At 29.3% G+C, this 12,801-nt stretch carries 8 protein-coding genes; 7 read left to right on the forward strand and 1 reads right to left on the reverse strand.

Annotated features, from left to right (window positions below; all coding sequences use genetic code 11):
• Nucleotides 1-104: 104 nt before the first annotated feature.
• The 3 genes from BUA48_RS06250 (at nucleotide 105) to BUA48_RS06260 (ending at nucleotide 4,508) form a co-directional block, all read left to right on the forward strand.
• Complete coding sequence (locus BUA48_RS06250) at nucleotides 105-2,456, forward strand: metallophosphoesterase (protein ID WP_072831178.1); 2,352 nt, start codon at nucleotides 105-107, stop codon at nucleotides 2,454-2,456.
• 413 nt (nucleotides 2,457-2,869) lie between these two features.
• Nucleotides 2,870-4,033: a YibE/F family protein gene (locus BUA48_RS06255; RefSeq protein WP_084666118.1), complete on the forward strand. Its 1,164-nt coding sequence runs from the start codon at nucleotides 2,870-2,872 to the stop codon at nucleotides 4,031-4,033.
• 130 nt (nucleotides 4,034-4,163) lie between these two features.
• Nucleotides 4,164-4,508: a zinc ribbon domain-containing protein YjdM gene (locus BUA48_RS06260; RefSeq protein ID WP_072831180.1), complete on the forward strand. Its 345-nt coding sequence runs from the start codon at nucleotides 4,164-4,166 to the stop codon at nucleotides 4,506-4,508.
• A 226-nt stretch (nucleotides 4,509-4,734) separates the two neighbouring features.
• Here BUA48_RS06260 and BUA48_RS06265 read toward each other — a convergent pair whose 3' ends face one another.
• Nucleotides 4,735-6,468, reverse strand: a complete 1,734-nt coding sequence (locus BUA48_RS06265) for a peptide ABC transporter substrate-binding protein (protein ID WP_072831182.1) — start codon at nucleotides 6,466-6,468, stop codon at nucleotides 4,735-4,737.
• 858 nt (nucleotides 6,469-7,326) lie between these two features.
• Between BUA48_RS06265 and BUA48_RS06270 the strand changes: the two genes are divergently transcribed.
• The 4 genes from BUA48_RS06270 (at nucleotide 7,327) to BUA48_RS06285 (ending at nucleotide 12,664) form a co-directional block, all read left to right on the forward strand.
• A complete protein-coding gene (locus BUA48_RS06270; RefSeq protein ID WP_072831184.1) occupies nucleotides 7,327-7,863 on the forward strand; it encodes a hypothetical protein in 537 nt (178 codons plus the stop codon).
• 192 nt (nucleotides 7,864-8,055) lie between these two features.
• A complete protein-coding gene (locus tag BUA48_RS06275) occupies nucleotides 8,056-8,523 on the forward strand; it encodes a MarR family winged helix-turn-helix transcriptional regulator (protein WP_072831186.1) in 468 nt (155 codons plus the stop codon).
• A gap of 27 nt (nucleotides 8,524-8,550) precedes the next feature.
• Nucleotides 8,551-10,809: an ABC transporter ATP-binding protein gene (locus BUA48_RS06280; RefSeq protein WP_072831188.1), complete on the forward strand. Its 2,259-nt coding sequence runs from the start codon at nucleotides 8,551-8,553 to the stop codon at nucleotides 10,807-10,809.
• Nucleotides 10,802-12,664 carry an ABC transporter ATP-binding protein gene (locus BUA48_RS06285; protein WP_072831190.1) on the forward strand — a complete coding sequence of 621 codons (1,863 nt, stop codon included), beginning with the start codon at nucleotides 10,802-10,804 and terminating at the stop codon, nucleotides 12,662-12,664. The genes BUA48_RS06280 and BUA48_RS06285 overlap by 8 nt, the downstream gene beginning before the upstream one ends.
• Nucleotides 12,665-12,801 lie beyond the last annotated feature (137 nt).

Here is a 12,801-nt window from a genome sequence, read left to right on the forward strand (position 1 = left end):
AGTAGAACTCATCAAGTATCTTGTTAGTAGTCTTTGCATTATTAATGAGAATAGGAGTGCATAATAGGATACAAAAAGTAAATTACACAATGGGGGTATTAATAATGATTCGATTCAAAAAGTCAATAACTTCACTAGTAGCTTGTGCTATGACAATAGCTGCATTTTCTTCAGTGGTAACACCAAGGGTAAATGCAACTACATTAAATGATGTTCAAAGACAGTCAACTCAAGTTACATTAATAGGAGGTAACACGGAATGGAAGTATGAAGATACAAATAAGGATATGTATACTTCAAAATTCTATGAAAAGAGCTTTGACGATGCAGAATGGAAGACGGGAAAAGGACCATTTGGATATCCAGCAAAAGACTATAGCGATATTTTTGGACCAGTATCAGGGGGAACTTTAGTAAATTCACAAGCAAAACCAAATGCAATTATAACTTATTATTTCTCAAAGGATTTTAATGTAAAAAATCCTTTAGAAATATCAAAATTAGAAGCAACTGTTGGAGTAGATGATGGGTTTGTTATGTATATTAATGGGGTAGAGGTAAATAGAAGCTATATGGATGCTGGTGAAATTACTCATTCATCAGAAGCTAATCATGTAAATGAACCATCATCACCAGATGGATTAAAAAAACTAGATTTAACTTCTTTTAAAAATTTATTAGTTGAAGGAAAAAATAAAATTTCAGTTTCAGTTCATAATAGAGATAGAAATAGCTCAGATATTTATTTTGATATGAATCTTCAAGCACAGTATGGAGAAATAACTTCACCAGAACCACCAGTTGAAGAAATTAAGGATGTATCACCTAAACAAGTAAATGCTCATATGGGAGAGGATCCATCAACTGAGGTTAATCTTACTTATACAACTTTAGCACAGGGATTGGAAACTAAAGCTGTACTTAATAAAGTAGGAGATAATAAGAAGTTTACAGTAGTAGGTGAAAATTCTATTGGGAATGCAGATAAGTACTTCCATAAAATATCAGTTAAAAATCTAGAACCTAATACAACTTATGAGTATGAAGTAGGCTCTGGAGATAAAACATTCAAAGGAAAATTTAAAACAGCACTACCTAAGGGGAGTAAGGATAGCTTTAAATTTGCATATATTGCTGATCCTCAAGTATCCAATGGTACTAATGCTGAGGCTGCAGGAGCTGTTTTTGCAGAACTAAATAAAAATAAAGATTTATCCTTTGTATATCTTGCGGGAGATATTACAGATAAATCAACTAATGAACAACAGTGGGAACTATTATTTGAAAATGGCGGTGCTTTTCCGACTGGTGGACAAGATATGTTTGGAAATATTTTGATTTCAGCTGTTCAAGGAAATCATGATAACAATACCTTAACAAGACATATAAATGCTCCAGCAGAAGCAGGAAATATTGTATATTCTTATGATTATGGCCCAGCAACATTTATAATGTTAAACTTAGAAGCTGCTAGAAGTGATGCTGATGCTAGAGCAAAACAAGCGGAGTATTTAAGTAAAGTAGTTAAGGAAGCAAAAGATAGAAATCAATGGACTTTAGTTGGTTTCCATAAGTCTATGTACACAGGAGCTTCACATATAACTGATAGTGATGCAATAGCTGCTAGACAATTCTGGACACCTATTTTTTCAGAATTAGATGTTGATGTAGTTATGCAAGGACATGACCATGTTTACTCAAGGGGATATGTAGATGCAAAGGGGTATAATGCTAACCCAAGTAAGGATGCACAGGGAAGAATTGAGGATCCTAAAAATGCACCTTTATATATGGTAGGTGGACATGCTGGGGGATTAAAATGGTACTCTAAAAAGAACTATACAGTTGGGGAAGGCGATTTGCTTGCACCAGGATATAGTTTCTTAGATGTTAACTCAACTGATACAGGGAGTGATGTTAAAAGAGAACAAGTAATTGTTGAAATGGAGATTTCTAATAAAGAGTTAAAGTTAAATACTCATATGTTTAAATATGATCCAGAAACAGATAAAATTACTACAGATAAGTATTTATATGATTCAATGGTAGCAGTTAGAGAAGTAAAAGAGGAAGGTCCTGCAGAAGAAGATAAAAAAGCATCAGAAAAGGTAATAAATAAGATAAATGCTTTACCAGAGAAAATAACACTAGAAGATAAAAAGGCAGTAGAGGAAGCAAGAAAAGCTTACAATGAATTAACAGAAGCTCAAAAGGTTTTAATTACAAAGGAAGTAGAAGAAAAACTAAAATCTGCTGAAGCTAAGATAATAGAATTAGAAAAGGCAGCTCAGCAAGAAGAGGATAAGAAAAAACCTACAACTCCAGAGCAAGGAAAGGAAGAGGGTAATGTTTTACCTAGCACAGGACAAGAAAAATCTACAGCTACAATTTTGACAGGAGCAGTATTAGTATTATTAGGAGCATTAAAATTAAGAAAAAAGGATAAAACTGTTTAGATTGCAAGTTAAGAAGAAAATTAAATAACAAATGAAAAAATTAAACTTATAAATTAAAATATAACATAAAATAAAAGATTAAAGTTCAGGTTGTGATACAAAGAAGAGTAATAAGAATATATCTGTTTTTAGTAAGCAGGATATATTGAGAAAAAATTTTTGTTATCACAGCCTGTTTTTTTATGATTTAAATGACTTAATAGTATTAGAGATTTCTTTTTAATGTAGGGAATAAATAAACTTTAAATCTTATTATGAACTTTATAAAAAAGTTTAATATAGCAAAGGATTTAAGAGGGGCTTTTATAAGCTTTAACATAACTTAACATTGCTTTAATAAGAACTTATGAAAGAAAAAGTAAAATTATATATAGAGGAATTATACCTATCTTATTATTAAGGGGAGAAGAAAAATGAAAAAACTTAAGAATGAAATATTAAAAAATAAGGGTGGAACAATAATATGGACTATTTTTATAATAGGATTTTTTATATTCTTATATGGGCTTAATTCGAATTTGAAATATAATAAGCCAGAGGATGCGCCGGAAAATATTAAATATGCAAAGGCTGAAGTTACAGAGATAATATCAGAGGAGCTAGGACCGGATCCGGATTTTCAATACATAAATATAGGAAAACAACAATTAGAGTTTTTAATATTAAGTGGAGAAAATAAGGGTAAGATAGTTACAGCTAATAATTTTATTTCACGAGTTGATAATAAGCCAGCAAAGCTTGGAAGCAAGTACATACTATCTACTTACGATGATTTTAGAACTACGGTAATTGCAAATTATAATAGGGAAGTATCACTATATATATTATTAGGTATTTTTATGGTTATTGTAATGATACTTGGAAAGTTGAAAGGAGTTAAGTCTTTACTTTCCTTAGGGTTTACAATGATTAGTATAATATTTTTATTTATACCACTTATAATAAAGGGGGTTAACCCAATAGTTGCATCTATTATAATAGTGGTATTATCAACAGCTGTAACTATGATAGCTTTAAATGGTTTAAGCAAGAAGACTGTCGTGGCATGTTTAAGTTGCATTTTATGTACAATTATAGCAGGGGTAATTGCATATATCTTTGGGGCAATAAATAATATTTCAACTTATAACACACCAGAAGCTCAGGATTTATTATTTGTGGCGGCTAATACATCTCTGAAAGTAAAAGAATTGTTGTTTTCAGGAATTTTAATATCCTCTTTAGGGGCTATAATGGATACTACAATATCTATAACATCTTCAGTATTTGAAGTATACGAAGTAAATAATAATTTAAGTAGTTCACAATTATTTAATTCAGGAATGAATATAGGAAAAGATGTTATGGGAACAATGACTAATACACTTATATTAGCCTTTACGGGGAGTAGTATAAATGTATTGATTATTTACTTTATGTATAATATACCTTATATGCAGTTGATTAATATTGACTTAATAGTAATAGAAATAATTCAAGGCTTATCTGGGGGAATAGCTCTTATTTTATCTATACCAATAGCGGCATTAGCTTCAGCAAAACTCGCTCCTATAAAAAGTAAAACTAAAGATTTGTAAAGCTATAAGGAATATGATAATATATAAGAACTGTATTTAAAGGTATAAGTATTACTTATGCTTTATAAGTTATATATAATTATAAACTTATGAGATATATATTAAGAATAAGAATTGAGGAGATGATTTTATGTCAAGTTTACCAAAATGCCCAAAATGTAACTCAGAATATACATATGAAGATGGAAGTCTTTTAATTTGTCCAGAATGTGCTCATGAGTGGACTATGAATGATAGTGGAGTAGAAAATAATGAAGATGAACTAATAGTTAAGGATTCCAATGGAAATATATTAAGTGATGGGGATTCTGTAACTGTAATAAAGGATCTTAAGGTAAAAGGATGTTCTTCTTCTATAAAAAAGGGAACAAAAGTAAAAAATATACGTCTTGTTGAAGGAGATCATAACATAGACTGTAAAATAGATGGTTTTGGTGCTATGCAACTAAAATCTGAATTTGTTAAAAAAGCATAAAAAATATGATGAATCTTTAAATCATTACATAAAATAGTTTTAAGGATTTCTTTTAGTACTATAAATAAAAAACCATGCACTAACTAGACAAAATTATCTAATTAGGCAAGGTTTTTTTATTTATAGTTGAATTTATAGTTGGCTGTAAAAGTAAACTTTATGAATTTCTTAAGTCTGTGATTTATATAAAGTAAGGCATCATAAAATTTTATTTAATATAAGCTTATTATCTACCAGAAGTATAAACACCTTTATAGTCCATACAGTAACTTGCTAAACCTGGAACTCTGTAGTTTTTAACATATTTAGCTGTATACATTTTATATAAAGAGTGCTCAAAAGGGCTTACTAAAACATCATCATAAGTAAGAAGTTTTTCAGCTTTACCTAATAATTCAGCTCTCTTTTGAGGATCTAATTCAGAATCAGAATCTTTTATAGCTTTATCATACTCTTTATTATTCCAATTTAAATATGAATATAAACCGTCAGAACAATAGATATCTAAAAAGTTTGATGGATCATCAAAGTCAGCTGACCAACCACCTATTGCTATATCAAAGTCACCATTTTCCATGTTTTCATACATTATTTGATATTGATTTGATATAACCTCAAGGTTGATTCCTAAATTTGATTTCCATTTATTTTGGAACCATTCACCTTGCTTTTTACAGTAAGCATTATCTCCTCTTGTATTAATAGAAATCTTTAATTTAGATGGATCATCACCTAAACCAGCTTCTTTCATACCTTCTATTAATAAAGCTTTAGGATCTGTAACCTCATCAATTAATTTTTGTACATACTTAGGAGTACCAAGTCTTTCTTGGAAACTTTTTTTATCTATAGATACATTATCAGGAACAAATTCAAAACCAGCAATACTATTTCCATTATTTATATCTTGAGAATATTGTTTTCTATCAAATCCAGCAGCAAGAGCTTTTCTTATTTTGATATTGCTTGTAGGTCTACCTTCCTTAAGGTTAAACACTAGGGATTCAACGTTATATCCAGGAGTTTTTTCGATGTTGAATTTATCTGAAGAATCAAACTTTTTAACCCATTCAGGATCACTTACATCTCCTCTATCAACTTCGCCATTATATAAAGCTTGCATTGCAGAGTTAGTATCTCCAACTATAGTTTTTGTGATTTTCTCAACAAATACATTATCTTTATCCCAATAATTAGGGTTCTTCTCATATACTAATACACCGTTATGTTTCCATTCACTCAAAATGTATGGGCCATTTGACATTGTCATTTCGGCTTCAGTACCATATTTACCATTAAACTTATCGATAGCAGCCTTTTGAACAGGTCTGAAGGTTGGGAAGTAAGAAAGTTGTAAGAAATATGGTATAGGTTTTGCTAATTCAAATTTTAACGTATAGTCATCAACAGCTTTTACACCAAGGTTTTCTAGTGCTGCATCAATAGTTGCATCTGCTTGTCCAGTTAATGCAGTAGCTTCTTTGGCACCTTTTATAATTGGTGCCACAAATGATGAATACTCAGAAGCAGCCCTTGGGTCACAAACTCTTCTAAGTGAATATACAAAGTCATTTGCCGTTACAGGAGTTCCATCTTGCCACTTAGCATCTTTTCTTAATTTAAATGTGAATTCAGTTGAATCATCATTAGCTTCCCAAGTTTCAGCAACACCAGGTTTTATTTTATCAAGTCCACCAGGTTCTTCAGCACCTTCAACTCTTGTTAAACCCTCATTAATAGGAGCTAAAGCTTGCCATGTAGTTGTTATACCAGCTAAGGTTGGATCAATTATTTGTGGCTCACCACCAAATAAGTTTAGATATTGTGTTTTATCTTTTTCACCGCTACCTGATCCATTTCCCCCCTTAGAGCTATCATTTTTGTCGCCGCATCCAACTAAAGCAGAAGTAGAAATTACTGATACTGCTAAAATTGTAGCAAGAATTTTTTTGCTTTTCATTAATAGTTCCCTCCTAAAAGTTAAAATCCATTTTAAAGTTATATGAACATTGAAAATCTAACATAGTACTTAAGAGTACTACTAAATAAAAATTTAGAAATCAATGGACAAAGTCTATAAAATTTAATTATTTTATAAGTAAAATCTTATAGCTTATTATTCATAATTTAATTTTAAAATATGTAATAGTAAATTTTAACATAAAGTACCATGAAAAAAATTATTCCATATAATAAGTTGTAATATTAACTTATATATAATTTAAATTAAATATCATGGAGTAATCTACGGTGTGTCTAGAAAAATTAGTTAAAAGTTTTGTAATTAAGAAAATACACTTTAAAACAAATAGAATAATCGCATTAAATAACATAAATATAAAATATTAAAATTAATTTAATAAAATAACTTAAAATACTTTAATAATAATTTATAGAAATAATTGTATACCATCCTAATAAATAACACAATACTTTATTTATAGAAAAATAAAATAAATTTACAAAAAATATAGAAAATTTCGATAAATATATAAAAAAGGGATGAGAATGGGAATTATATTTAAAGTTTTCACCATATTTTCTTTTGATAGCAAGATCTTGAAATTAATATTAAAACATCAAATGTTAAAATATACAGTATATTTTCTATATAAGGGTAAGAGGATTTAATAATATATTTATTGTTTTTATAAAAGTAAAGATAAATTATGATAAATTTTAAAATTAAATCATATTTAAAAAAGTATTTTTAAGTAAAGGAATATTAAAATAAATATTTAGTAAAAAAAGGTGCAAAATAATAGGTGTAGGTAAATTTTAAATATATTAAATTAAAATAAAAAAAGGTATGTGTAATATGAAGGACTACTATATAAGAAGTAAAGAAGGAAGATATATAATTCCAATAAAAATTCAAACTTATGAGAAACTTTATGATGACTTAGATTTTAGACCTAAAGAGTATAGAAAGTTAAATACAGATATTCATGATTTTATAAAGGAGGTGTATGAAGAAATACCTTGGAATGAAGAGTTAGAAATTAATTTTGTTTTGCCTCAAATTATTAAATCTGAGAAGGAAGAAGAAAAAATTAAAAAAGCCTTTGAAAATTATTATGAAAGAAAAATAACTTTTAAAAAAAGAAAAACAAAGGCAGCAGGAATAAGAATATTAAAATATCTTGCAATAGCAGCTGCCGCTTTAGTTTTATGGGTTTTACTAAGTAAAACAAATGAGACAAAAATTATACAGGAACTGCTTAATATTGTAGCTACGGTTTTATTATGGCAAGTTGTTAGTATGATTTTTGTAGAAAGTAGCACTTTGAAATTAAGTAAGGATATAACAGAAAAAATATATTCAAGCAAAATAAGCTTTAGTTATGTACAATAAAAGAGCAAATAAAAGACATTAATATGGCAGAAAATTCAAAATAAAATAAATTAGCCGACTAATTAAATTTATGTTAACACTATATTAAATAACACACCAAATATTGATTTACGGTGTATTATGGATTAATATAATAGTTAGCCGACTAACTTAATTGGAATTTAAGGATAAGTTTATAGAAAGGAGCAAGATATGGATAAGGAGTTTGATGGTACTTTACAGGGAGTTTTTTCTCAAGTAATGAGATTACATTTTTTAAGAACACACTCTCTTTTAGAAAAAACAGGAGTATATCCAGGACAACCGCCATTGTTATATTTATTATATAAAAAGAATGGAAGAAGTCAAAAGGAATTGGCAGAAAAAATGGGGGTAAAACCTGCTACTATTGCTGTAATGATAAAACGTATGGAAAAAAATGAGCTCCTTGAGAGAAAACAAGATGAAAAGGATCAAAGAGTTTCTAGGATATTTATAACTGATAAGGGAAAAGAGGTTTGTAAGAACTTAATCGTTATTCATAAGGAAATAGAGGAAGAATGTTTTAGAAATTTTACAGAAGAAGAAAAGATAATATTAAGAAGGCTACTAATGCAAGTAAGAGACAACTTGCAAACTATATGTAATGGAGAAAAGGTAAAATGCCCTTTCGAAGAATAAACTAAACAAGCATAAGGAGAAAAGAGGATGTTTAAGATAATTAGATACTTAAAAAAATCGGTAATATCTATTTTAGCTATAGTTATACTTTTAGTTGTACAAGCTACTTGCGATTTATCATTACCGGACTTTACATCTAAAATTGTAAATATAGGTATACAGCAAAGTGGAGTAGAAGATGCTGTTCCAAAGATAATAAGAAAGAACTCTTTAGATGGTATTACTTTATTTATGAGTGAAGAGGATAAAGATAAAGTTTTAGAAAGTTATACATTATTAGATAAAGAGTCACTTTCTCAGGAGGATTTTGATAACTATAAGAAAAGTTATCCTGCATTAGAAAATGAATCACTGTATAAATTGAATATAGAAGATAATAAAGAAAAATTAGATGAATTAAATGGAATTTTAGGAAAGCCTACACTTATATTTAGTGGTTTAAGTGGTGATGATGAAAAGTCGAAGAAAATGCAAGAAAATATCCTTGAAAATATGCCACCTCAATTAGTTGCTAGTGCTAATGGAGATGTAATAAAGATATTTTCTATGATGCCAAGAGAGCAGTTAGATAAAATAACAGAAGAAATGAATTCTAAATTTAATGAAATGCCAGATAGTATAGTTACACAGAGTGCTACATCATATGTGAAAAAAGAATATACTAATATTGGAATAGATATGAACAGTAAGCAAAATAAATATATTTTAGTATCTGGTGCTAAAATGTTAGGAGTAGCCTTAATAAGCATGATTGCTACTGTAGCAGTTGGATTTTTAGGTGCTAGGGTTGCGGCTTCTTTAGGAAGGGATCTTAGAGGAAAAGTATTTAATAAGGTTATGGATTTTTCTAATGCTGAGATGGACAAGTTCTCAACAGCTTCATTAATTACTCGTAGTACTAATGATATTCAACAAATTCAAATGTTAATGGTAATGTTGCTTAGAGTTGTATTTTATGCTCCTATTTTAGGGGTAGGTGGTGTAATAAAAGTACTTAACACTAATACATCTATGGCTTGGATTATAGGAGTGGCTGTATTAGCTATTTTATCATTAGTATTGCTTTTATTTGCAATAGTTATGCCCAAATTTAAAATTGTACAAAAGCTTGTAGATAAAGTAAACTTAGTAACTCGTGAGATTTTAACAGGTATATTAGTTATACGTGCTTTTAGTACTCAAAAACATGAAGAGAAAAGATTTGATAAAGCTAATGTAGATTTAACTAAGACAAATCTTTTTGTAAATAGAATTATGTCTTGTATGATGCCAGCTATGATGCTTATAATGAATGCTATTACTATTCTTATTGTTTGGAACGGTTCACATAGTGTTGATTCTGGAGCAATGCAGGTAGGAGATATGATGGCATTCATTCAATATACAATGCAGATTATAATGTCATTCTTAATGATTTCTATGGTATCTATTATGTTGCCAAGAGCTTCTGTATCAGCAACACGTATAGATGAAATTTTAACAACAGATCTTACTGTTAAAGATAGCGATAAATTAGAAAGCTTTAAAAATGATAAAAAAGGTTATATTGAGTTTAAGGATGTAAGTTTTAGATATCCAAATGCGGAAGAGGATGTATTAAATAATATTTCATTTACTGCAAAACCAAGGGAAACAACTGCATTTATAGGAAGTACTGGTAGTGGTAAATCTACTTTAATTAATTTAATACCGCGTTTTTATGATGTAACACAAGGTGAAATATTAATAGATGGAGTAAATATAAAAAATGTTTCACAATATACATTAAGAGAAAAAATTGGTTATGTACCACAAAAAGGAGTTTTATTCTCAGGTACTATAGAGTCAAATTTAAAGTATGGTAAAGAAGATACTTCACATGAGACTATTGTAAAAGCAGCAGAGATAGCTCAAGCAACTGAATTTATTGATTCAAAACCTGAGGGGTTTAATACAGAAATATCTCAAGGTGGTACCAATGTATCTGGAGGTCAAAAGCAAAGATTATCTATTGCTAGAGCCATTGCAAAAAATCCTGATATATATATTTTTGATGATAGTTTTTCAGCATTAGATTTTAAAACTGATGCAACTTTACGTAAAGCTTTAAAACATGAAACTAGTGAAAGTACAGTTTTAATAGTTGCTCAAAGAATAAGTACTATTTTAAATGCAGAGCAAATTATAGTACTTGATGAAGGTAAAGTTGTGGGAATTGGAAATCATAAAGAGCTTCTAAAAAACTGTGAAGTTTATAAGCAAATAGCTTTATCACAACTTTCAAAGGAGGAGCTAGCCAATGAGTAACGAAAAAAGAAATCAAATGAAAAAAGGATTTGGCGGTGGACGTGGTCCTATGGGAGGCCCTATGGTAGGGGGAGAAAAGGCAAAAGATTTTAAGGGAACTATGAAAAATCTTTTAGCTTATTTAAAACCTTTTAGAATATCTATATTACTTGTTGTTATTTTTGCAATCGGAAGTGCAGCTTTTAATATAGTTGGACCAACTATACTAGGTGATGCAACAACAGAAATATTTGATGGATTAGTTGGAAAAATATCTGGAGCAGAGGGTGCTGGAATTGATTTTACTTCAATAGGAAGATTACTAGTATTTTTATTATGCCTTTATGTAATAAGTGCTACATTTTCCTTTGTTCAAAGTTTTATAATGAGTGGTGTATCTCAAAAGGTTTCATATAATCTTAGAAAAGAAATTTCACATAAGATTAATAGAATGCCACTTAAGTATTTTGACACTAAGACTCATGGTGAAGTTTTATCAAGGGTTACAAACGACGTAGATACTGTAAGTCAAAACTTAAATCAAAGTATGACGCAGGTAATAACATCCATTACAACTGTTATTGGTGTACTTATTATGATGATACGTATAAGTTTATCTATGACATTTGTAGCAGTGTTGACATTGCCAATATCAATGATTTCTATATCTTTAGTTGTAAAAAAATCACAAAGGCACTTTAAGTCACAACAAGAATATTTAGGACATGTAAATGGACATGTAGAAGAGATTTACAGTGGACACAATATAGTAAAAGCTTTTAATGGTGAAGAAGATGCAATTAATGAATTTAATAAATTAAATAGTAATTTATATGCTTCAGCTTGGAAGTCACAATTCTTATCAGGAATGATGATGCCTATAATGACTTTTATAGGTAATATAGGATATGTTATGGTATCTATTATGGGGGGATGGCTTGCTATTAATGGAAGAATTACTGTTGGTAATATTCAATCTTTCATACAATATGTAAGAAGCTTCTCTCAACCTATAGCTCAAGCTGCACAAATTGCTAACTTAATGCAATCTACAGCAGCTGCAGCAGAAAGAGTATTTGAATTCTTAGATGAAGAAGAAGAGGATCAAGTTGAAAATAGTAAAGTTTCAATTAAAGGATTAGAAGGTAGCGTAAGTTTTAAAAATGTTAATTTCGGATATAACAAAGATAAAACAATTATAAATGACTTCACAGCCTCTATTAAGCCTGGACAAAAGGTTGCTATTGTAGGACCAACTGGTGCTGGTAAAACAACAATAGTTAAACTATTAATGAGATTTTATGATGTCAATAGTGGATCTATATTGATTGATGGACATGATATAAAACAGTTTAATAGAACAGAGCTTAGAGATATGTTTGGTATGGTACTTCAAGATACTTGGTTATTTAATGGACCTATTATGGAAAATATAAGATATGGTAAATTAGGTGCTACAGATGAAGAGGTAATAGAGGCAGCTAAAGCAGCGCATGTTCACCACTTTGTAAAAACCTTACCTGATGGATATAATATGGAATTAAATGAAGAAGCTAGTAACGTATCTCAAGGACAAAAGCAATTATTAACAATAGCTCGTGCTATTTTAGCAGATCCTAAGATATTAATACTAGATGAAGCAACTAGTTCAGTTGATACAAGAACAGAAGTGCTAATACAAAAGGCTATGGATAATCTTATGGAAGGTAGAACAAGCTTTGTAATAGCACATAGATTATCAACAATTCGTGATGCTGATTTAATTCTTGTAATGAACAATGGGGATATAATAGAGCAAGGAAATCACGAAGAGCTATTAAAAGCTAAGGGATTTTATGCTAATTTATATAATTCTCAATTTGATAAAGCTGAGTAATTATGCAAATGCAATTTATGCAAAATAAAACCAAATAAAGTGATTAATTTTTAAAAATGATTAAAAATAAAAGTAGGAAATTTACAAAAGTTTCCTACTTTTATTTTTAGTGAAAAAAATGTTGCAATAGCAATGAA

Origin of the sequence: Clostridium collagenovorans DSM 3089, assembly GCF_900130005.1 — a bacterium.
Taxonomy (GTDB): Bacteria; Bacillota; Clostridia; order Clostridiales; family Clostridiaceae; genus Clostridium_D; species Clostridium_D collagenovorans.

What these genes read in the sequence shown, in the direction of transcription:
- BUA48_RS06250 (WP_072831178.1), top strand. Translation starts at nt 105, where the DNA reads ATGATTCGATTCAAAAAGTCAATAACTTCACTAGTAGCTTGTGCTATG.
- BUA48_RS06255 (WP_084666118.1), top strand. Translation starts at nt 2,870, where the DNA reads ATGAAAAAACTTAAGAATGAAATATTAAAAAATAAGGGTGGAACAATA.
- BUA48_RS06260 (WP_072831180.1), top strand. Translation starts at nt 4,164, where the DNA reads ATGTCAAGTTTACCAAAATGCCCAAAATGTAACTCAGAATATACATAT.
- BUA48_RS06265 (WP_072831182.1), bottom strand. Translation starts at nt 6,468, where the DNA reads ATGAAAAGCAAAAAAATTCTTGCTACAATTTTAGCAGTATCAGTAATT.
- BUA48_RS06270 (WP_072831184.1), top strand. Translation starts at nt 7,327, where the DNA reads ATGAAGGACTACTATATAAGAAGTAAAGAAGGAAGATATATAATTCCA.
- BUA48_RS06275 (WP_072831186.1), top strand. Translation starts at nt 8,056, where the DNA reads ATGGATAAGGAGTTTGATGGTACTTTACAGGGAGTTTTTTCTCAAGTA.
- BUA48_RS06280 (WP_072831188.1), top strand. Translation starts at nt 8,551, where the DNA reads ATGTTTAAGATAATTAGATACTTAAAAAAATCGGTAATATCTATTTTA.
- BUA48_RS06285 (WP_072831190.1), top strand. Translation starts at nt 10,802, where the DNA reads ATGAGTAACGAAAAAAGAAATCAAATGAAAAAAGGATTTGGCGGTGGA.